Genomic DNA, 22,894 nt, shown 5'->3' with positions numbered 1-22,894 from the left:
GTTTGGTGTTATTATTTCATTGCGAGCGGTTACAAAATTCAAAAAATATTGGGGATGGGGATAAACATGAATTATTTTGAAGAGAGCTTAAAACTACATGAAAAAAATATAGGAAAAATAGAGCTAAAATCAAAGGTGGAGATAAAAACAAAAGAAGATCTTAGTTTAGCTTATACGCCTGGCGTTGCAGAACCATGTAAAAAGATTCATGAGAATGAAGAAAATGTTTATAAGTATACTGCAAAAGGAAATTTAGTTGCAGTAGTTACAGACGGCACCGCAGTATTGGGGTTAGGCGATATAGGACCTAAGGCCGGATTGCCAGTTATGGAAGGAAAAGCAATTTTATTTAAAGAGTTTGCCAATGTAGATGCATTTCCTATATGCCTGGATACAAAGAATGTGGATGAGATTGTGAAAACGGTAAAGCTCATAGCTCCTGGGTTTGGTGGAATTAATCTGGAAGATATCGGAGCGCCGAGATGTTTTGAAATTGAAGCAAAATTAAAGAAAGAACTTGATATACCCGTATTCCACGATGATCAACACGGAACGGCCATAGTTGTTCTTGCAGGAATCATCAATGCGTTAAAAGTGGTTAATAAAAAAATCGAACAAATAAAGGTTGTTGTTAATGGTGCAGGCGCTGCGGGAACTGCAATCGCGAAACTATTACTTTCTTCAGGAGTGAAAAATCTAATTCTCTGTGACAAGGTTGGTATTCTTTACAGAGGAATAGAAAATGTAGATGATGCTAAGAAGGAAATAGCAAAGGTAACGAATCCAGATAACATTAAGGGAACGCTAGCCGATGCCTTAGCCGGTGCCGATGTATTTATCGGAGTTTCAGCACCGGGAATCGTAAGTCAAGATATGGTCAGAAAAATGAATAAGGATGCTATTTTATTCGCTATGGCAAATCCAACTCCGGAAATAATGCCGGATGAAGCAAAAGCAGCAGGAGCAAGGATAGTCGGTACAGGGCGTTCCGATTTTCCCAACCAAGTGAATAATGTGTTGGCTTTTCCGGGGATATTCCGAGGAGCTCTGGATGTTAGGGCCAAGGAAATTAATGAAGAAATGAAAATAGCGGCAGCTTACGCTATAGCTTCTATGATCAAAGACGAAGACTTAAATGAGAACAATGTAATTCCAAATGCGTTAGACAGAAATGTTGCAGCTAATGTAGCGGAGGCAATAAAAAAGGCAGCAAGAGAAAGCGGAGCAGCAGGAGTATAAAAATGGCTAATTTCATTAAGTAAAATATGGAGGTAAAAAGTGCAAATTCCAATTAAGAAAACAATTGACAAAATTCCAGGTGGTATGATGGTTGTTCCACTTTTTTTAGGGGTATTAGTGAATACATTTTTTCCACAATTTCTAAAAGTTGGCGGGTTTACAACGGCATTATTTGACGCAAAAGCATCATCAACCATTTTGGCTTGCTTCATGTTTCTAATTGGTTCTCAAATTAATTTCAAATTGGCACCAAAGGCATTAAAAAAAGGCGTCTTATTAATTATCGGAAAGTTTATAGTAGGTGCCGGCATTGGTATATTTGTAGGTAAAGTTTTTGGACCTGCCGGAGTATTAGGCTTATCACCCTTGGCTATCCTTGCTGCGTTAACAAACTGTAATGGTGGCTTATATGCATCTCTTGCTTCACAGTATGGTGATGAGACTGATGTAGGTGCTTATGCTATCTTGTCTTTAAAAGATGGTCCGTTTTTTACCTTGGTTGCCTTAGGTGCGTCAGGACTTGCTCAAGTTCCTTTTATGGCACTTGTAGCAGTGTTAATTCCAATAGTAATAGGAATGATTTTAGGAAATATTGATTCTGATATGAGAGCTTTCCTTGGCAGCAGTAAACTATTATTAATCCCATTCTTTTCATTTCCATTAGGTGCGGGAATGAATCTTGAAACTATTATAAAAGCTGGTGGTCCTGGTATATTATTGGGAGTAATAGCTGCCTTTACCGGAATCGGGGCTTATATACTTCTGAAATTATTTAATGAAGAGCCTATCATTGGTTTAGGAACAGGGTCAACGGCAGGAAATGCCGTTGCGACGCCAATTGCTGTTGCAGAAGCAGATCCATCCTTAGCTGCAATAGCAACAATCGCTACTGCACAAGTTGCGGCAGCATGTGTAGTATCTGCTATCGTTTGCCCCTTTATTGTTACCTATGCGTTTAAAATGCTGAGAAATCATAAGCTAAAAAAATTAAACGAAGAGGCTGTTGCCTGATAGTAACAGAAAAATAAATAGTTTTGCCTGACGAATATTACTGGTTATATTGACAGTATATTGGATAGATGTTAATTAAACACGGAAAAATGGAAGACTAATGAAAGAAGTGTATAATAGGGATGAAATGTTTTTCCCTATGAATCCTTCTAACTGTATGCAGGGTCTTCTATGATTCCGTGTTTTTTTATGATAAAACTCAAATTTACGTATTGCTAAGGTTGAGGTGATGAATATGAAAAAAGCCATAAAGCTGCAAACAAAGATTGCCTTACTGGTGATCACAGTAGTGTTTGTTTCTATATCTATTATTATTTCTTTTGTTGCCTCATGGATGACGGGAAATATTGAAAGCAAGGCTAGATCGAATATTATGAATGTATCTGAGATGGTAGCACATTCTAGTGAGATAGTAGCTGCGCTGGAGGCTAAGGATCCTAATCGGAAGATTGGACCTTATGTTGCTATGCAGCTTAAGAATTTAGAGCAGATTGAGTATATCATTGTAGCGGACATGGAAGGGATCCGGTATTCTCATCCGAATCCTGAAATGATAGGGGAAAAGTTTGTGGGTGGAGATGAACCCAGGGTACTGCAAAAGGGGGAAACCTATATTTCTGAGGCTACAGGGACGCTCGGAAAATCCCTGCGAGCTTTTACTCCCATATATGATGCAGACCATAAGAAAGAAATAGGTTTTGTTTCTGTGGGCACACTTACTCATAGCATTGAAACAGCTAAGCATACGGCTATTATCTATATAATTTTGATTGGTCTTGGCGGGTTGGCGGTAGGGATAATTGGGGCATTTTTATTAGCGAATAACATAAAGAATACGTTGCTGGGACTTGAGCCTGAGGAAATAACGAAGCTTTATAATGAAAAGATGGGAATTCTTGATGCGATTCATGAAGGGTTAATAGCAGTTGATCATAGAGGCAGAATTACGCTGATCAATGATTCGGCCTTACACATACTACAACTTGAAAACCGGGTTAATAAGGAGCAGATTATCGGACAGTATGTAGAGGAGGTTATTCCCAGCACCCGTTTGGTTAATGTATTGGAAACAGGTGAATCCGAATTTGAAAAAGAGCAGAGGACAAACAGCACCGTAATTATGACGAATAGAATTCCGATCATGAATCGAGGGAAGGTTGTAGGAGCTATTGCCAGTTTTCGTGATAAAACTGAAGTGACCAGAATGGCGGAAGAACTCACAGGTGTAAAAAGAATGGCCTGGTCTTTAAGAGCGCAGAACCATGAGTTTATGAATAAACTTCATACCATTGCAGGGCTTATACAGCTCGAGGAGTACGAGGAAGCATTACAGTTTATTGCAGACGTAGCAACTGCAAGGAGCAATATCAGCGATATTTTAACAGGAAGCATAAAAGATCCTTCCGTATCGGCTTTATTGTTGGCGAAGTATAATAAAGCCGAGGAGTGCAGAGTTAAGTTAAAAATAGACAAAAATTCAAACCTTAAAAAGCTGCCCGAGCATATGACCTCTGAAGAAATTGTATCCATTATAGGAAACTTAATTGAAAATTCCCTGGACGAAGTAAAAAATGACGGATCTGGATTAATCTATATAAAAATCCTTGAAGACGGACACTTATTGAAAATAAACATTAAAGATAACGGAGGCGGGATTCCGCTGGAACATAAAGAGAAAATATATGAGCAAGGCTTTTCAACCAAGGAAGGTCAGCGTGGACATGGCATGTATATTGTGAAGAAAATAATCGATGAGTCTGGCGGCACCATAGATTTTGACGTGAATGAAGGGGTTCTATGGAAGATATCGCTGCCGATGGCAAGGAGGGATATGCTTGATTCAGGTAATGATTGTTGAAGATGATCCGATGGTTAGAGAAATAAATGCTAAGTTCCTAAAAAGAGTAGAAGGATTTGCTTTGCATAAAGCAGTTGCTAACCTTGATGATGCAAAAAAAATTATAGCAGCGAATAAACCTGATTTAATATTGCTTGATGTATACCTCCCTAAAGAAAACGGGATTGATTTTTTGAAGTGGATAAGGGCGCAAGAGATAGATATTGATATTATTTTAATTACAGCAGATAAATCTATTGAAAGAATACAGGAAGCTTATCGATACGGAGTCGTGGATTACCTTATCAAACCTTTTAGTTTTGCAAGATTTAAAGAGGCACTTCTTCAATTTAAAAGCAGGTATTATGAATTTAAGAAAAATGATGAAATTGAACAGAAGGATTTGGATAAGTTAATATCCAGTTCAAGTATCGGTGTTTCCCAGAATGAAGATGATTTTGCCAAAGGGTTTAATAAATATACCTATAAAGCGATTTGGGATGAAATGGAGAAAAATAGTGATAAGGACTTTACAGCAGAAGAACTGGCAGAGAAACTTGGGATAGCCAGGGTGACTGTGAGAAGATACCTTGAATATATGGAAAAAGAAAACAAGGTAGATAAATCGGTAGAATATGGAAAAGTGGGCAGACCACAATATAAATATCACAAAATTTATTAAAATCTATTGAAATGAAATACTACAATATTTCATTTCTACTGATGCTACGAGGACAATAAGCACAATAAAACACCTGCACAGTATTGCAGTTTTTTTGGCTATTTATCATCGTCTCCTATATCGCTCATTGAGCCAATTCCGAAAAATATATGCAAGCAATTAGGCCGTTGCTAAATGTGACGCTGACCAAACTCCTCCCACCTACTAAAGCAAAATTCTTGGGCCAATGCTAACGGTTGCCAGGTACAAACTGGCCCCATTGAAATTTAACTAAACTGGCCCTTTCAATCTACAGAACTGCGGTGTTTAATAAAAGCATAGTTTACAGCGCGCGAGTTTGAGGGAGGGGTTTATCTGGAGAGTAATTATCGTATTGCTTATGACAAGGGCTGGCACGATCTTGAACAGAAAGTGCCTGAAGAGATCGCTGCTAGTATGGATGTCGTATATCTGCGTGACAAGCAGCAATTCATCGTACCCTATTTAAATGAAAACTTTATTGTCGACTGTGTCAATAAGACCATTCAGAGAGAAAAAGACGGTTCTTTTCCCGGGATTGGAGCGTCGATCTTAATACTCCATTACCTTACATTCTTTCAAACCAGGGAAGAAGTAGCCAACAAATGGGTTAGTCTAAAAGAGATACCCAATGGGGGCATGCTCTTTTATCCAGCGTTCCACAAAGAAGCCATCGGCGGTCTGATCAAGGCCTTCGGCCAACAGGCCTCGCTCCTCTTGGAATGTGCCAAGCCGCTGGGTGGCCAACCGGCACGTTTTGGCGATGCTTCCGCTGTTTTTAAGGTCTTCCCCAAAATTCCGCTCTGCGTGGTTGTTTGGGAGGGAGACGAAGAAATCGCAGCAAATGCAACTGTTCTATTTGATCCGTCAATTGCACACTTTTTACATATTGAGAGCGTTATCGGCCTTGGCGGATTTCTTGCGAACAGGCTGATTAAGTTGGCCTCACCAGACTGTCAGCATGGTCATGATATTTGGTAACTCATCCTGTATAAACTAAAGGCCTGTGGCATAAAAGACACAGGCCTTTTTGAGTTTGTAATTTACAGAATAGCGCACTAGTTTGAGCTATTATTAATTTCTTTATGTTATACTTATATCAAATTAATTAACAAGCTTTAATATGCCAGTTTCCAGCAGGAGGTCCCCGATGTTTTTACTGGATGCTAAAAGTAAAATTCCACTGTACCGCCAACTCTACCAACAGTTGCGCGCCAAAATCCTTAATGGAGAACTCAGTTCCCAAACAAAACTCCCCTCAAACCGCAAACTTTGTACAGATCTTTGCATCAGCAGAAACACTGTTGATATAGCCTATCAGCAACTTTTATCTGAAGGTTATATCGTTGCCAAGCCTCGTAGTGGATATTATGTCGAAACAATCCAGAATACAATTCTACCAAATCTTGCGGAGCCGCCTCAGCCAGAACCTCCTTCCAAGCTGCTCACTGAAAAGATTAAATACGATTTCCAATATGGTAAGCTTAGCCCTCAGACCTTTCCGTTTTCCCAGTGGCAGCGATTAACCAATGAATGTCTTCGCAATCACAAAGAGCAGCTAGTAAACTATGGCTCATTTATGGGGGAACTGGGGCTTCGCAAAGAGATTGTAAAGTATCTTCGCGATTACCGTGATGTCAAATGTACAGTTGATCAAATTCTGATTGCCTCTGGAACAAAACATTGCCTTAGTCTTGCCTGTCAACTTCTAAAACCGGTTACTTCCACCATAGCCATCGAAGATCCAGGGTTTGCATCAGCTCATTTCACATTCGAAAGCCAAGGCTTTCAGGTACAGCCAGTTCCAGTAAACCACCATGGTTTGAATGTAAAAGCACTGCGCACTTCAGTGGCAAAAGCTGTATACGTAACCCCTTCACACCAATTTCCCACCGGTCGCATTATGTCCATAACACGGCGTCTTCGTCTTGTTGAATGGGCTTATGAACAGGATGGCTTTATTATCGAAGATGATTATAGCTGTCATCTGAGATATGACGTCAAACCCATACCGTCTCTTCAGGGGTTAGCTCCCGATAAAGTAATCTATATTGGCAGCTTTTCAAAAATACTGTTGCCCTCCCTGCGTGTAGCTTATATGGTACTCCCCAAAGATTTAGCAGAGCGAATGCATCAGACAGCAGCAAACCTCGTCTGTTCAGTACCATTCCTCATTCAAAAACCTCTGGAACTTTTCATGCGGGAAGGTCATTTTGAGAGTCATCTACGAAAAATGCTCAGACACTTTAAGAAGAAACATGATACCCTTGTCCAGGCTCTGAAGGACAATTTTGGTGATATGATCGCTATTTCCGGAATCAACGCAGGTCTACATCTTCTGCTGCAAATAAAATGGCCTGCTTCGACCCAAGACTTGGTAGAAAAAGCCGCTAAGTCAGGCGTACATATCCATGCGAAAGGCACACCCTGGATTGAGTATGAGCCCAGCCCAGGCGTCAACATCCTCCTAGGCTTCAGTGGTATCGCACTGGAGAATATTCCTCCAGCCGTTAGCCTTTTACGAAAGGCATGGATTGAGAATGAATAAACCCTTAATGCGTAGATAAGCGCCACTTTGTCTGTCAAAGACAAGTGGCGCTTAATTAATTCATAGAAAACTGGCATTTTAAATTGGGTTAATTCCCAGGCCTAGTACTTCATGTTCATACCCCTTAATCGGTGCCCCCATATTACCGTATAAAGCCACCGCAATCCACTCACCATCATGATTATTCCCCGGCAATTTAGTGCCGCGCACAATGCAAAACAACAAGCCGGCACTGCGCAACACGGTGCCAAGCCCGATCTGTCCCCGGCACATGCCGTTATAGGCTTCAAAGACAGAATGATAGAGGGCATGCTCTTCCCGGTAACGCTGGTCAATTAGACCTTCTTTTTTGGCCGCCGTCTCTACTGCCGCAAAAATTTTGGCAGAATCCATTGACCCTACTTTACCCTTATACAGCCTATAGCCAAACTCCTCTCCCTGTCTTTTTAAGTCCGCTTCATCCTCACCGGAAGACATGATCGTTAGAATTGCCAGTTTTCCCAGGCTACCGTTTTTTTCTATACTAAACATAGCTCATCCACCTTTCTCTCACCATCTTAACTGAAAGAAACTAATAGTAACAGTTTCTTTATAAATTAATGTCTATAATCAACTAAACTAGGAACAGGAGTTGTTCCTGTTCCTAGTATCGTAGCATGCGTAACCGCTTAATAGATTTTCATTGGACCAATAGCAGCCTCCACACCTTTAATCAGGGAGCCATCGGCTATTAACTGATATATATTTTGGATATCTGGTGCCGGTATCCGGTCTTCATCCAAGTGTGGTACCGCTTGGCGGATGGCCTTATGTGCTGCACCTGTACCAGCACCTGGGGTCAGTGGGGCTAAAAAGTCAATACCCTGGGCAGCTGCCAGGCACTCAATTGCAAGAATATAGCGGACATTCTCCAGAATTTCCCGTGCTTGACGGGCCGCTATCGTTCCCATGCTGACATGATCTTCCTGGTTGGCCGAGGTTGGAATCGAATCAGCACTTGCCGGGTGTACCAGTACTTTATTCTCTGATACTAAAGAAGCTGCCGTATACTGGGTAATCATTAACCCCGAATCTTCTCCCGGATAGGCAGTCAAGAACGGCGGCAGTTCACTCAAATGTGCATCCAGCAAGCGGTTGGTGCGTCGTTCAGAGATGTTACCAAGTTCTGCTAAGGCCAGTTTCAAATAATCCATCACCAGTGCAATCGGCTGCCCATGAAAATTACCGCCAGAAATGGCTTCGCCTGTATCTGGCATAATTAACGGATTATCGGTGGCGGCATTGATCTCGATGGTAAGGGTTTCTTCCACGCGCCGTAAAGCATCTTTGGAAGCACCATGCACTTGCGGTACACAGCGTAATGAATAAGCGTCCTGTACTTTGGAACAATTGACATGGGACTCAATAATCGGACTATTCTCTGTCAACCGCAGCATGTTTTCAGTGGTAGCCACCTGACCGATATGAGGTCTAACCTGGCTAATTCGCGGATCAAAAGCAGTGCGGGTACCCTTCAAGGCTTCGATACACAAAGCAGCTGCAACATCGGCGCTCTTCATTAGATTCACAGCATCCTGCCAAACCATACATCCGACAGCAGTCATTATTTGTGTACCATTGATTAATGCCAGTCCTTCCTTACCACCCAAGGCTATCGGTTCTAGTCCATTCACCGCCAGCGCTTCAGCCCCACTCATTAACTTGCCGTTAACATATGCCTGCCCTTCTCCCAGCATGACTAACACCATATGGGAAAGAGGCGCCAAATCACCACTGGCTCCTACCGAGCCTTTCGCCGGAATAACCGGGCATATGCGCCGATTCAACAGGGTCAGCAGCATCTCCACCGTAGAGAGCTTAATCCCCGAGTATCCTTTTGCCAATGAGTTGGCCCTCAGCAGCATAGCTGTACGAACAACATCTTCCGGCAGATGCTCGCCCACGCCGGTAGCATGGCTAAGAATTAGATTTTTTTGTAATTTCTCTCTTTTCTCTTTAGAAATAAAGATTTGACTAAAATCACCAAAACCTGTGGAAATGCCATATACCGGACTCTCGGCGTCCAGGATTTTATCCACGATTGCGCGACTATCCACAATCTGTTTACGCCCTTGATCGCTTAAGCCTGCTTCCTCATATTCTCTGGCTACTTTTACAACATCCTCTAAAGTTAAAGCATATCCGTCTAATAATATCATGACTCTATACCTCCATTTTTTTGGAAAATAAAAAAGAGGATAACACTCATTACTGAGTTTACCCCCTAATATCTCATAACTATGGGCAAGCTATTCAAGTAAAATTGCATCCTCATACAAACCGGTAAAACTACTTCATATCGAACCATCTTGCCTGCCACACTCTCATCTCTCGCATCTAAGGAAGGCAACTTATATTCATGATAGTTGACAAAACTGCTAAAGTCAAGCCTAATATTATTTAGCTGCTTTTTTATTTTTTTGCAACAAATTCGTCCATGCTTATTTACTCATTTCAATAAGGGGGGGCAAACTCATTTCTGAGTCTACCCCTTATCTCTCATAACTTTGTGCAACCATAAAGTGAGACTTAGCTTCAGGTGGGGTTTTAACCCCATCTGAAGTTTAGTCGACCAACTTCCAGGGAAGCCTCCTAAACTCCCACTTGTAGAAGATGGGAGTCTTAGAGCGGCTTGGTCATCGGATAAAATGAATCTACAATGTTCTTGCTATTTCTTTCAGCATCATCTCGTTATTGTTGTGAGTTCTTTCTTAGCTTGTGGTTTGCATTTATAGCCAATCCACAAAATAACGAGCCAAATAGGTGTCAGGTACATAGAAATACGCCAGTCCTCGCCTAAATACCACATCACGGCAAATATCATCGCTAAAAAGCCTATGCAAATATAGTTCGTAACAGGATACCATACTGCCGGAAATTCAATTTTTGCCCCTTCGGCTAACTTTGCCTGGCGGAATTTCATATGGCTGACGCTGATCATCACCCAACTAATAATATCCGCAGAGACAACCAGGGCCATCAGATAGGTGAAGACCTGACTTTCAATAAGATAGTTTAAGAATACCACCAATCCCATAAGGAAGGATGAAAACAGTACTCCCACTACCGGCACTCCGCCCTTGTTCAATTTTTTAAAGATGCTCGGGGCATTACCTTGCTGTGCCAAATTGTAAAGCATGCGTCCATTGCTGTAAAGACCGCTATTATAGGCAGAAAGAGCTGCTGTAATCACGACGACATTTAACAGAGCCGCCGCAGAAGAAATGCCTATTTTCGAGAAAATCTGCACAAACGGGCTGCCTTCCGCACCACTTGCACCCAACTGATTCCAGGGATAGATCATCAATATGATCAATAGGGCTCCCACATAGAAAATCAAGATCCGCCACATCACTTGGTTAATGGCCATGGGGATGGTCTTTTTGGGATTGTCCGCTTCCCCGGCCGTGACCCCAATCAATTCAGTCCCGCCGTAGGCAAACATGACAATCGCCAAAGAGCAGAGGAAACCTTCCAGCCCATTCGGGAAAAAGCCGCCATAATTCCAGAGATTGCCCACACCGCTGCTGGCACCCGCCTGTCCGTTGAGAAGGAGCATCGTACCGAAAACAATCATACCGATAATGGCTACTACTTTGATAATGGCAAACCAGAATTCAAATTCTCCATATAACTTAACATGAATCAGATTAATCCCTGTAAGAAAAGCCCAGCATACCAGGGCAGTAACCCAGACAGGAATATCCGGCCACCAGAACTGGACGTATTTCCCGACTACCGTCAGTTCCGCCATATTGACCAGCACATAGGCAATCCAATAGTTCCAGCCTGACAGAAAACCCGGGAAATCCCCCCAGTACTTATAAGCAAAATGACTAAAGGAGCCTGATACGGGTTCATCAACAAGCATTTCGCCCATGTGACGCATAATCCAAAAAATGATGATACCGCCGATAAAATAGGAAAGCATTACTGATGGCCCTGCTATTTGAATCGCTTTGGTTGATCCGTAAAATAGCCCTGTGCCAATAGCCCCTCCTAAGGCAATCAACTGAATATGCCGGTTTTTCAATCCTCTTTGCAAGCTTTCATCTTGGGAATTTTCGGACACTTTTGTTTTCTCCTCTCTGTTATTAAAGTTTGCCAGTTTATCCCGGGATTTTCAGAGCCTTTGGCAAAAAGTCTTCTGAAAAATAAAAAGGAACAAAACTCAAATAGAGTTTTGCCCCCTAATATCTAATAGCTGTAGGCATTACAAAATCCATTAATATAATTTTCTTAACTTTAAGTATATTATAAATTAAGTACACAGAGCTTGTCAATGTTTTTTGTGGAGTACATTATGACAGGTAAGGAGCTGCCGAATTAATTGCGGCCTCTTGATTCATAGTTTTCCTCCATATCCTTTGATTTGTTACTTTTATTTTATTTCATCAGATTAAGCTATATCCCTTATTATTAGCGACACCTGCGTATAGTTAATAGGACTTATCCCAAAGTGTGATATTGGTTAACAACCAAATTAAACCTCACAACTCTTAGAGAAAGTCCTATTACATCTTCTACCTGGTGCTTCCGCACTCGGCAATGCTATACAACGTTATCGTTACCCAAAAAGCAGCTGCGCTTGCTGGAAACTGCTTCTTACTCCAAGCTGTAGCTGATAGAGGAGACACGCTTACCTGTCAAGCCCTTTTAACCTGCACATTGCGTTCACTACTGAGAAAATCAGAACTTTAGCCAAACTGGCTGTGGTGCTGTCCTGATCAAATCTTGGCGATATCTCCGCAATATCAAAACCAATCACTTTCTCAGAACGAATAATATGTTTAAGATATCGCAGGACTTCTTCGGGATGCAGTCCCAGAGACTGGGCGGCACTGACGCCTGGGGCGAAGGCTGTAGAGAAAACATCGGCACACACAGTGATGTAAATATGCTTTGTTGATTTCATAAATTCATCTACTTTTTCGATTACGTTCCAGTCGCCTTTGGTAGCAACCTCTTCGGCGGGTATATGGACTACACCGTACTGTTCGGCAGTCTTGAAAAGTTCCAAAGTGTTACTAAATCTTTGAATCCCAATACACAAATAGTGAAACTTCAGCCCGGAATCAACTGAGTCCTGCGCAATTTGTCTAAACATAGTACCAGAGCTGTTGCCATTGTTAAGCGGCCGAAGATCAAAATGCGCATCAAAATTGATGATCCCGATATCCGGTATTTGCTTACTGTCAGTCATAAAATCGCAGTGCCCCCGGTAATGGCCTAATGCAAGTTCATGGCCACCGCCAAGCACCAGGGGGAAATAACCTAACTTACGAATTTTAGTTACAGCACCGGCCAGCGCGGCCTGGCTTTTTTCCAGGTTGCCGTCGCTACAAGTAATATTTCCTGCATCAACCAGGATGACGTCCGGGGAAAATGTACACGGAAGATTGGCGAGTTCCCGGCGTATGGCATCAGGTCCCTTGGCGGCTCCGGTCCGGCCGTGATTTCGCCTGACACCTTCATCACAACAAAAACCTAACAGGGCAAATCCCAGTTTACCGCTGAAAACTTTGTTATCAGTATCGTGCAAATTGAGTTCGCGCATCCACTGGTGCCATCTAAAAGCATCATAATTATCAGTACTGTCAATTCGGCCTGTCCACAGAGCCATATCTGCAGGCATATATCGATTATCCAACATCGCTCACCAAACCTTTCAAGATCATAGCTGTAACATAATTCACATTGGCAATAGGACTTACCAAATGTGAAATGGGTAAGTTGTCTACGCTTTTATTTTTATGTACCGTCGCTGTCTACTGTATCATACTGCCGTCTACTAAACGTCAACGCAATTTTTGCCCAAAACTCTTCTTAAAGTGACATCACTCAATGAAAACATGAGCAGAAGTTGCTATGTCTGCCCCTATAGATTTGATAAGCGCCACCTGTCGTTCAAAGATAAGTGGCGCTAGCTTATAACCTTCGTCCATCACCAATTACGCTACGAAATGCAATGTGCAGGCAGGGAATTGCTGTATTTTCTTGAATAATTAGATTAACAAATTGTAATCTCCATAAATTACCCCATTTGGAGAAAAACTCAGCGGAGGGATCGACAGATGAACAAAAACTGGTTTTTCATAATGTTTTTAGCTTGCCTAATGCTTATTACCGGCACCAGCAGCACCCACGCGTCAGACCATATAGACTGGCAGGTTCAGAAGATCGGCACATTTGCCGTCCCGGAAGGCTGGCAAACGGCAGACATGGTGCAGGTATTGGAGATGATCATGAAAGAAGCCAATACAACAGCAAACAAGCCGGCAACACCGCTTCCAGTGCCGCCGGTCGACCCGTTCGCCCTACTGAAGAGTATCAACTATCAAATGTACCAGGTTACCATGAACGACGGTAAGGCTTACCACACGGCGTTCCTGGCTTTTTACCGGGACGATAAGCCCATGAATACCGGTGACAAAATGTATTTTTCCAAAAAGCTTTCTGGTGAGCAACAGCAAGAACTGGAGACCAAAATCGACTCTTTCTCCCAGTCATTAAAAAAGCAGCTTGCTTTAAGTTACAAACAAACCAATGTCGGTGTAACTTTTCTTGACGTTAGCCGCCCTGATTATTTGCAAATCAATGACAGGCAGGCCTACGGTCTGGGCGCCAGAATGGTAGTTTCGATGTACGGGATAACTATGCCGTATTATTTGAAAGGGTATGCCTTTGAAGCTGACGGGTTCATGTCTGCCGCCTTCCTGCTAACTACCGACAGCGAACGCAGTTACTGGGACCCGATGGTGCGAAAAATCATCCGGTCATTTAAACCCATTAAACCCACCGTCACTATAAATCAATAAAAAACCGCCTAGGCCTGTAAGCGATTCTATGGGGCCGAAGCTGCTTTACCCCACGTGTCAATAACCTCGCCGTTGACCTTGAAGGCTTTGATCAGCAGGCTGTGATCACTGACCGCTACTGTCAGATAGTTTGGTTGTTCCAGCGGGTTATAAAAAACGGCATTCCAACTCTTGGGCTGGGCACGGCCAAAGGTTTTTTTACCACTTCGCCCGGTAGTAATATAAACCGGGCCGGTGCCTGTCTCGCCTGTCCACGCGCTGCCTGTCAGCGGGTACGAACGCGCATAAACATGATCATGCCCGGCAAAGACTACATCCACATGATAACGGTCAAACAGCGGTGTGAAGGCATCGCGTAAATCTTCATCCCCTGCAGCAGGGCGGTTATGATATACCGGGCGATGGATAAAAACCAACTTCCAGCGTTTATTTGTCCCTGCCAGGTCTTTTTCCAGCCATTCTTGCTGAAGGGTCAGCATATTTGGTATCCACTCTGCTTCTTCTTGCAGCTGACTATCGAGGATGCTAAAATGGGCATCGCCATAATCAAAAGAATACACTTTTCCTTGCAGGCCAGGCGGACCATTGTCAGGAAGCCGGAAGAGCGCTGTATACAGGCGAGGCGGAGCAATTTTCCACTCTGAAGTATAGGTTTCATGATTTCCCATAACCGGCATGACGGAAATGGTGTCAATCACGCCACGACCGGCTTGAAACCAATCGTCCCACTGATCATAGTTAAGGCCAATATCTACTAAATCACCGAGATGCACCATAAATGCCGCAGCACGATTTCTCTCATACGCAGTCTGCACAGTTCGCTGCCACACATCATAAGAGTTGCCCTGCGAGTCGCCAAACAACAAAAACTGAAAGGGGGCTGCCTGAGCCGTGGCCGTGGTAAAGGTATGGTACGAGCTCCAGAGTAATCCGTTACCAACACGGTACTGATAACTAGTGCCTGGTTTGAGATTAGTCAACTGTACTGAATGTACGGTAATCACGCCCCGGTCAGTCACTACCTGTTCCGCCGAGCCTGGCTGAAGGGTAGCAGGAAGCTTGGTCGCTGTTTCCACATACTCAACCTGACTGCCACTGACATACCGGCCTGTCTGCCAGGTAATATTCTGCGTTGTGGCAGGCATCCCAGTCCATGTAAGCGTTATATTTCGCGGCAAAATATTCAACCCAGGCGGCCAAAATAATAGCAACAGCACTGCACACAGTATAGCGGCTGCGCATAATAAATTGCGCTTAGTAAACAAGTTTAGAGACTTCAGAATCATTGATGTACCCCTTTTTCCAGCATATACGAATAATAGGTATTCCCTGACAGCCCTACTTAAATTCAGTATACCGCACTCTGCCAATATCTGCTACCGCTGGACCTGCTACCTATATTTAAGGTTGGTGTTAACAACCATGCTAAAGAAAAAAGGGGTTGTGCTGAAATGAAAATTTCATCACTACCCCTTAAAATACTGATTTATTGAAAATCAGAGAAGATTTCAAATTTCCCTAATACCTTTAATGTTTCTTTAGCTTCCTCAATAGTATTTCCTAATTTTTCTACTCTCCTCGTATTAGTATTCAACAAGAGAAATTCACCATCTGAAACAGCTACCTGCTCTTCCATATCGTCACTATACCAGAAACTTGTAAAGTCTGACATAACTATGGACACGTGAACCATCTCCCTATTTTACTGATTATATGGAATATTCGGCAAAGTTTAATTGATTCCTGCCTGTCTCAAGAAAATGGAAACGCACTTTTTCTCCCACCACGGTAGCTAATCTTTGCATATCTCAAAAGCATGCCGGAAGTCCACATTTTAAGGGGCCTTCGGCTTCTTCATTTTTCATATTCATTCAAAAAACACCTTACGAAAAATGGCGATAACCAGCGCAATCCAGGCCACTGCCGCCACCGCAATCATACCAAAGATATAGGGCAGACGCCGGCCCCATTTCTCACTCTGTCGTTTACTTTCCGCCAATACCGGGGCAGGCAGCAATTGGGTCAGATACAGCATAGCCCCAGTGACCAGCGCGGCATCATCTGCAATTCCCACCAGCGGCAGATAATCTGGTAATATATCGATAGGGCTGATCAAATAAATGAACAGCGCTGTCAGTATGCCTTTAACATATCGAGGTGTTAAGGGATGCCGCCAGGCATAATATAAAATTACCGCATTATCCCGCAAGATTTTGAGCCAAGCCCAAAACCGGAACATGTTTCCTCCCTTTATCATGTAATCACCAGCCCTGAAGGTTTTTGTTCAAACGTAAAATATACACCCAGCCAGCCGCTCTTGACCTTAACGGTAAAGTCTCCTGTTCCCAGCCGGTTACTGATCGCATAGGGCTGGTGCTGGGTTAACGTTACATTGTCAAGCGGCCACCTAACCCCGCTGATTGACACGCCGGTACACATACCGTCAAGCGCCATAAGGGAGATAACGTTAGGAAGACGCTGCCACTCTTTTATTGTTATAGCAGCCGGACCATTCAGAAAAACCATCACTTCCTGCTCATCAGCCACGGCGACCGGGTAAATCCCCCACTCCCGGCTCCAAATAAGCGACATCACATTGCTGAAGGTATGATCAAAGCGGCCACCCCAGGCACCTGTAAGCACAACGGCCGCCGGGCCGCATGTTTGTCCCATGATTTGCAGCGCAAGCTGCAGGTCGGTAAGGTCCTTATCGCTGGGGTATTGCTGCATAATAATATTTTGTTCTTTTGCCCAGGCCCAAGCCTCAGGGCTGGCACTATCGCCATCACCAATTAACCGTTCCGGAACCAGCTGACTGGACTTACATAAGTTGATACCGCCGTCTGCGCACCAGAGCCGGTAAGAAGCCAAACACTCTGTGAGCCAGTCGGCGTTCGGGGCCCGGCCGCTTAAAAGCAATAGCAAGCGCGTCTCAGGCAGCGGTTCTGAAAATTCGGCCGTAAATAGTTCGGGTAAAACCAATCTGTTGTTTTTCATCCTGTTTCCTTCGCCGCAGTGAGTTAATCTCCCTGCTCTCAGCCTACTGTTATGCCGGTTTTCGTGTCCGTTTAAAAGAAATAAGTGCACCCACAGCTGCTAAGCAGGCACCGACCATCAGCGCCTCATGATAGCCGGCCATAAAGGCCGCTACCTGCTGTCCGGCAGTTGGCTGGCTAAGACCGCTCAGACTGGCAGCGCGCCGGTACTCCAGAATGGACACAGCCACCGCCGTGCCACACACCATACCAAAATTCCTGGCCAGCGCATTGATGCCGCCAGCTACACCCAACTGCCTGGGCTCTACAGAACTCATTACACTGTTATTATTCGGTGACTGAAACAGGCCGTTACCTAACCCCATAAGCGCCTGTGAACCCATAATCAGCCACAGTGTAGCATCTAACTGTAGTTTAGCTGTCAGTAGCAAACCCAAAGCCATCAAGCCCAGTCCAACAGTTGTCAAGGTGACCGGGCCGACTTTATCTGATAACGTGCCGCTTACTGGGGCGGTTACTGCCATAACCAAGGGAAAAGCCGACATAATCAAGCCGGTTTTGGCTGGCGCAAAGGCAAGCACATCATGGAGAAAAAAAGGCAGCAGCATGGTGTTGGTAAACATCGCCGTGAAGGAAAGAAATCCAGCCAGATTACCGGCTGAGAATGCCTTGTTTTTAAATATTGATAATTCAAGCATGGGCTGATCTATCTTTGTTTCATACCAAATAAACATGATGAATACAATAAGAGCAAAGCTCACACAGGTAACGGTAGCAAGCGAAGTCCAGCCCCACTCGGTTCCATAACTCAAAGCCAATAAGAAACTAACTATACTGGTCGTAAATAATACCGCCCCCAGATAATCTATCTTTTCCTGCCGTAGGTCCCTGTCCACAGGCAAGATCACCCGCACCCCGGCATATCCTAGTAAGCCGACAGGAATATTAACAAAAAATATCGAGTGCCAGCCAAAATGTTCAACAAGCAAGCCACCTATGCCCGGGCCGCTCAAACTGCCCAATGCCACCATGGTGCCAATCATCCCCAAAACCTTTCCGCGTTCACTCTGCGGAAAACTTCCGGTCACAATCGCCATAGAATTGGCCATAAGTGCAGCCGCACCTACAGCTTGAAGCACTCGAAACCCAATCAGCAGACTAATTGAATTGGCAATACCGCATAATAAAGAACCGGCAGTAAAACCGATAAAACCAAAACCATAGACTTTCCGCCGCCCCCAAATATCCCCCAGCCGTCCCATAAGCGGCAGCAGGCTGGTAATCACAAGTAGATAGGCGGTAACGACCCACTGGGCTGTGGTAATATCGGTATGTAAGGCAGCCGTAATGGGCGGCAAGCCAACATTGACAATCGATGATGTCATTGTCGCCATAAAGGATCCGGTAGCAACAACGCCGAAGATTAACCACTTATAATAGCTAAGACTCTGCAATCTCTCCTGCATCATGAGCTCCTCTCGCTGCTAAGACCCTTCTTAGTTAGTTTACCTGCATATCCCCTGAGAAATTCCACCTAAGAAAAGTGATTTCCTCTGGAAAATTAATCCACATAAAAAAAATCAGCATACCCCGCACTGCGAGTATGCTGATTACTATTGTCCTCTTATATATTGAAATTATTCGGCAAGCCGGTGTTCAACTACCGGCAAAGCCCTTACAATAGGTACAGGGCTGAGTGCTGTAAGTGGATTGCACTCAAGGTCACTATAGGCTGTAATACCATGCTCACTCATATCTAAGCCTTCAATCTCCTCTTCGACAGTCACCCGTATACCGATAGTCGCCTTTAAGAAAGCAAATAGGCCATATGTGGCGGCAAAACCCCATACCGATACAGCAACTACGCCAAGGGTTTGAATACCCAACAGGCCAAAACCGCCTCCGTACACGAGGCCGCCCTTCTCAGCAAAAATACCTACAGCAATTGTGCCGAAAGTGCCGCATACCCCATGCACAGCAATAGCACCAACCGGATCATCTGCCCTGAGACGGTCAAAAAACGGTACAGCGAATACCACCAGCATGCCAGCAATTGAGCCTATAACAATCGCACTTATTGGCTCAACAAAAGCACAGCCGGCAGTAATAGCAACAAGGCCGCCTAACGCGCCGTTAATTGCCATACTAGGGTCAGCTTTACCCCATTTAATTGCCGTATAAATGGCGGCAATTGTGCCGCCTGCTGCGGCCGAAAGATTCGTATTTACGGCAATGCGGGCAATGTTCAGGTCAAGTCCAGACAGAGTGCTGCCGGGGTTAAAACCAAACCAGCCAAACCATAGTATGAACGCCCCCAACGCCGCCAAGGGCAAATTATGTCCAGGCAAAACATGCACAACACCATCTTTGCCAAACTTACCTGTTCTAGGCCCCAGCACCAGCACAGCAGCCAAAGATGCCCAGCCGCCTAAAGAGTGCACCACCGCCGAACCGGCAAAATCCATCATCCCAAGCTTATTCAGCCAACCGCCGCTGCCCCACACCCAATGGCCGGCAATGGGATAAATAACTGTGGTAGCCACCAGCGAAAAAACCAGATATGGCATAAATTTCATACGCTCAGCTACCGCACCTGATACAATTGTCGCCATCGCAATCGCGAATGCCGCCTGGAATAACCAATACGCGTATACAGGTATTTTTAATCCTAAATACTCCATATCCCCTGTTAGAAAAAAGCCGGACCAGCCGATAACGCCAGCTTTGTCGATACCATACATTAAGGCAAATCCGATGGCAAAATACCCCAAGATGCCAACAGTACAGTCCATGATGACTTTCATGATAATGTTTAATGCATTCTTGCTGCGGACAAAACCGGCCTCGAGCGCCGCAAATCCGCCCTCCATCAGGAAAACCAGTGCCGCGCACAACAGTACCCAGACTGTGTCAATGCCAGCTGCCAAAGAATTAATTGATAATTCCATTAAGCTCATCCCTCTCTCAAAAAAAATAAAAAAACCAGCAGCACCAATGGGTTTACCCATTGGTGTCACTGGCTTCTTTGCCGTAGTTTGGTATGAAATTTAGTTATATTATAGCACACTATCCTAAGTATACAATACTTTCTAAATGGAAACTTTTTCCTTGTGTTATAATTAAAGCCTTCTTAATATATTTGTATTTATTAGGTACACATTTTCAATAAGATTCACATTTTTTTGTCGGCAATACTATAATTACTGACTCCACGCTGTCTAAGAGTCTTTAACTTCACTCTTGGCAAGTATTCTCTCGCAGAAATACTTGCCAAGCATTACACCATGTCTTGCTAAACATAATAATGTAGTCCTATAATATTCTAACAGACCTGGAAGACAACGCTAAGATAACGCGAGGTAACCATATGAGCAATCATCCTGATTTTCCCTACGAACAGCAGCATTTGGCTGAAACCATCGAATCTATGAAACAGGTTATTAAAGATTTAGAGAACGATATGGACGATCGTGTTCATAAAATCAATCAGTCACTGTCTAAGAAAGACGAAGTAAGCGCTTATGTACACTCACTGATGAAAAGCGACCATGCCCTTAAAGCATCCGATATCGCCAAAGCCCTTGACAGTCCCTATTTTGGTCGCGTTGATTTTCGTGAGGATGGCGCCGAAGAGTTTGAACAATTTTATATTGGCCGGACAAAAGTTGCCAAACTGGATATTGAAAACGTCAAGGATATCCTGGTGTTTGACTGGCGTGATCCGGTCTCGACAATTTTTTATGAATGCCAGGACGGGCGCGCCAGCTATGAAGTGCTGGACCGCTACACCTACACCGGGGATGTGAGCCTCAAACGCCAGTACAAGATCGAGGACGGTCAGCTTATCTCCATGTCTGAGGACAACATCCTGAGTAAACTCATGAGCCGGCAGCAAGAGTCGCTGATCGCCGACCCTTTTCTTTTGGAACGACTGTTAAAGGGTGCTGGCGACCGCCTTAAAGATATCGTTACTTCCATCCGCTCCGAACAGAACCAGATTATCCGCGAGCCGCTAAACCAGGTTACCATCATCCAAGGGGTGGCCGGGTCAGGCAAAAGCACCATCGGCCTGCACCGCTTGTCCTACCTCCTCTACAACGAAAAGCTCAACCCGTCAAAACTCGTCATTGTTGCCCCCAATAGAATCTTCCTGGATTATATCTCTGACCTGCTGCCCGAAATTGATGCCCAAGACGTTAAGCAGACGACTTTCCCTGATTTGGCAGCGGCCATTATGCAAATTGAGCCTATTATTAGCCAAACGGCTGCTGATTCTGAACCATTAGCCACTGCGGCCAGATGGAAAGGCACGCCCGAGTTTATCAAGGTCATGGCAGTGTTCTTAGACAAACGCCTGGAGAAGTTTTGTCTGAAACTCAAAGACATAAACCTGTTTGATAACCAACTTGTCATTAGCCGGGAGCAGCAGTTGGAGAAAGTAGTTGAAGGCGCTAGCGTACCCTATAACGAGCGACTGCGGTCACTGCAGAAATACATCAGATTCCGGGTAAGAAACTTTATCGAGGTTTATCAAGCAAGACACAAACGGGGCGAAGCGAGGGCAGACGAAAAAACGGCAGCCCGTTATGCTGCCGAGGGCGATGTATTTATTGAACGTCATTTTGCCAAATGGCCATTCCTTGAGCTATTGACCGGCTATGCTGAGCTGATTCAAGACAAACAGGCCTGGCGCAAGGTGAAACCCCATGGTGTCGATGTAGATATACTTGCATCCCATACACAGGCAATTCTCGAAGCCGGTCAAATTGAGCGGGATGATCTAGCAGGCTTGTGTTATCTCAAGCTTCTCTTAGACGGCCTCGCCCATGTCGAGAAGTTTGACCATATTGCGGTTGACGAAGGCCAGGATATCAATCTCTTAGAGTATATTGTACTCTCCCGCCTGTCTCGCAACACGTCCTTTACCATTATGGGCGACATGTCCCAGGCCATCCATACCGACCGGGGGCTTACAAGCTGGCAGTCGCTCCTTAAAGAGGTATTTGACGAAGCCAAATGCCGTTATTACGAAGTCAACTTCAGCTACCGCTCAGCCAAAGAAATTGTTGATCTGTTCAACAAGGTAATTCCATCCGGGCGGTCCAAAGCCATCCCGGTCTACGAAATTGGCCGGCAGCCGGTTATTGAGCAAGCACCCTCTGCTATGGCGGCACTTAACCGCACACTCCAGACCATTGAGGAATTTCAGCAGTTAGGCTGCAAATCCATCGGTATACTTACCAAATTAGAAGACGACAGCCTGAAATTATTCGAAGGCCTGCAGTCAGTCGCTCCCCATCTTACCAACCTCAATCTTATCACAGGCAGTGCACTAAACTACCATGGCGGTATAACAGTGGCCCCCATCATCCTGGCAAAAGGTCTTGAATTTGACGGCGTTATTATCTGGAACGCCTCAGACAAGAAATTCACTACCGATTTTTATGATGCCAAACTGCTGTATGTAGCCCTGTCCCGGGCTATGTATTATCTGCATATTCTGCACCAGGGGAAGCTTACCCCGTTGCTAAAATAATACCTCATCAGACTGACTCAAGAGAACCGTCCGAAACCACTGAAGAATGCCATGTTTTAAGCAGTAATACCATCCCGGTGCAGAGCCGTTTGGGGCAAAAAGTCGGTTGTGGGCAAAATCGAGTACAAGTACGCAAATAAAAGGATACCAGTGCCGCGATCCTTTTTAAA

At 44.3% G+C, this 22,894-nt stretch carries 18 protein-coding genes; 8 read left to right on the top strand and 10 right to left on the bottom strand.

Features of this window, described 5'->3' with window-relative positions; genetic code table 11:
* Positions 1-66 precede the first annotated feature (66 nt).
* The 6 genes from VN447_RS15590 to VN447_RS15565 all read left to right on the top strand — a co-directional run bounded on the left by VN447_RS15590 (position 67) and on the right by VN447_RS15565 (position 7,335).
* On the top strand, positions 67-1,239 hold the full coding sequence (locus tag VN447_RS15590; RefSeq protein ID WP_325526268.1) for an NAD(P)-dependent malic enzyme: 1,173 nt from the start codon (positions 67-69) through the stop codon (positions 1,237-1,239).
* Positions 1,240-1,278: 39 nt separating this feature from the next.
* Entirely contained in the window at positions 1,279-2,250 is a 972-nt protein-coding gene (locus VN447_RS15585; protein WP_325526267.1) for a 2-keto-3-deoxygluconate permease, read from the top strand.
* 235 nt (positions 2,251-2,485) lie between these two features.
* Complete coding sequence (locus tag VN447_RS15580) at positions 2,486-4,108, top strand: sensor histidine kinase (RefSeq protein WP_325526266.1); 1,623 nt, start codon at positions 2,486-2,488, stop codon at positions 4,106-4,108.
* Positions 4,086-4,769 (top strand): response regulator, encoded by a 684-nt coding sequence (locus VN447_RS15575; RefSeq protein WP_325526265.1) that lies wholly within the window; start codon positions 4,086-4,088, stop codon positions 4,767-4,769. The genes VN447_RS15580 and VN447_RS15575 overlap by 23 nt, the downstream gene beginning before the upstream one ends.
* Positions 4,770-5,180: 411 nt before the next feature.
* The gene (locus tag VN447_RS15570) at positions 5,181-5,768 is read left to right on the top strand and encodes a DUF3786 domain-containing protein (protein ID WP_325526264.1); all 588 of its coding nucleotides are present in this window, start codon (positions 5,181-5,183) and stop codon (positions 5,766-5,768) included.
* A gap of 169 nt (positions 5,769-5,937) precedes the next feature.
* Entirely contained in the window at positions 5,938-7,335 is a 1,398-nt protein-coding gene (locus VN447_RS15565) for a PLP-dependent aminotransferase family protein (RefSeq protein WP_325526263.1), read from the top strand.
* A gap of 78 nt (positions 7,336-7,413) precedes the next feature.
* On the opposite strand, the gene VN447_RS15560 is transcribed toward VN447_RS15565, so the two are convergent.
* The 4 genes from VN447_RS15560 to hutG form a co-directional block, all read right to left on the bottom strand.
* Positions 7,414-7,866: a HutP family protein gene (locus VN447_RS15560; RefSeq protein ID WP_325526262.1), complete on the bottom strand. Its 453-nt coding sequence runs from the start codon at positions 7,864-7,866 to the stop codon at positions 7,414-7,416.
* Between the two features lie 137 nt (positions 7,867-8,003).
* Positions 8,004-9,533 carry a histidine ammonia-lyase gene (gene hutH / locus VN447_RS15555; protein ID WP_325526261.1) on the bottom strand — a complete coding sequence of 510 codons (1,530 nt, stop codon included), beginning with the start codon at positions 9,531-9,533 and terminating at the stop codon, positions 8,004-8,006.
* 524 nt (positions 9,534-10,057) lie between these two features.
* Positions 10,058-11,446: an amino acid permease gene (locus VN447_RS15550; RefSeq protein ID WP_325526260.1), complete on the bottom strand. Its 1,389-nt coding sequence runs from the start codon at positions 11,444-11,446 to the stop codon at positions 10,058-10,060.
* Positions 11,447-12,013: 567 nt separating this feature from the next.
* Positions 12,014-13,027, bottom strand: coding sequence for a formimidoylglutamase (gene hutG / locus VN447_RS15545; RefSeq protein WP_325526259.1), 1,014 nt, complete (start codon positions 13,025-13,027; stop codon positions 12,014-12,016).
* Between the two features lie 421 nt (positions 13,028-13,448).
* Between hutG and VN447_RS15540 the strand changes: the two genes are divergently transcribed.
* Positions 13,449-14,192, top strand: coding sequence for a hypothetical protein (locus VN447_RS15540; RefSeq protein WP_325526258.1), 744 nt, complete (start codon positions 13,449-13,451; stop codon positions 14,190-14,192).
* A gap of 26 nt (positions 14,193-14,218) precedes the next feature.
* On the opposite strand, the gene VN447_RS15535 is transcribed toward VN447_RS15540, so the two are convergent.
* From VN447_RS15535 to VN447_RS15510, 6 genes are all read right to left on the bottom strand, one after another.
* Positions 14,219-15,478 carry a metallophosphoesterase family protein gene (locus VN447_RS15535; protein WP_325526257.1) on the bottom strand — a complete coding sequence of 420 codons (1,260 nt, stop codon included), beginning with the start codon at positions 15,476-15,478 and terminating at the stop codon, positions 14,219-14,221.
* Positions 15,479-15,678: 200 nt separating this feature from the next.
* The gene (locus VN447_RS15530) at positions 15,679-15,876 is read right to left on the bottom strand and encodes a hypothetical protein (RefSeq protein WP_325526256.1); all 198 of its coding nucleotides are present in this window, start codon (positions 15,874-15,876) and stop codon (positions 15,679-15,681) included.
* Between the two features lie 183 nt (positions 15,877-16,059).
* Positions 16,060-16,431, bottom strand: coding sequence for a YkvA family protein (locus tag VN447_RS15525; protein ID WP_325526255.1), 372 nt, complete (start codon positions 16,429-16,431; stop codon positions 16,060-16,062).
* A 14-nt stretch (positions 16,432-16,445) separates the two neighbouring features.
* Positions 16,446-17,189, bottom strand: a complete 744-nt coding sequence (locus VN447_RS15520; protein WP_325526254.1) for a thiamine diphosphokinase — start codon at positions 17,187-17,189, stop codon at positions 16,446-16,448.
* A gap of 49 nt (positions 17,190-17,238) precedes the next feature.
* Entirely contained in the window at positions 17,239-18,657 is a 1,419-nt protein-coding gene (locus tag VN447_RS15515) for an MFS transporter (RefSeq protein WP_325526253.1), read from the bottom strand.
* 168 nt (positions 18,658-18,825) lie between these two features.
* Positions 18,826-20,136 (bottom strand): ammonium transporter, encoded by a 1,311-nt coding sequence (locus VN447_RS15510; protein WP_325526252.1) that lies wholly within the window; start codon positions 20,134-20,136, stop codon positions 18,826-18,828.
* A gap of 419 nt (positions 20,137-20,555) precedes the next feature.
* Between VN447_RS15510 and VN447_RS15505 the strand changes: the two genes are divergently transcribed.
* Positions 20,556-22,724, top strand: a complete 2,169-nt coding sequence (locus tag VN447_RS15505; RefSeq protein WP_325526251.1) for a HelD family protein — start codon at positions 20,556-20,558, stop codon at positions 22,722-22,724.
* Positions 22,725-22,894 lie beyond the last annotated feature (170 nt).

Source organism: Sporomusa sp., from assembly GCF_035561155.1.
GTDB lineage: Bacteria > Bacillota > Negativicutes > Sporomusales > Sporomusaceae > Sporomusa.
The sequence above is the reverse complement of the archived record's forward strand: the minus strand, read 5'-3'. Positions and strand labels throughout refer to the sequence as shown.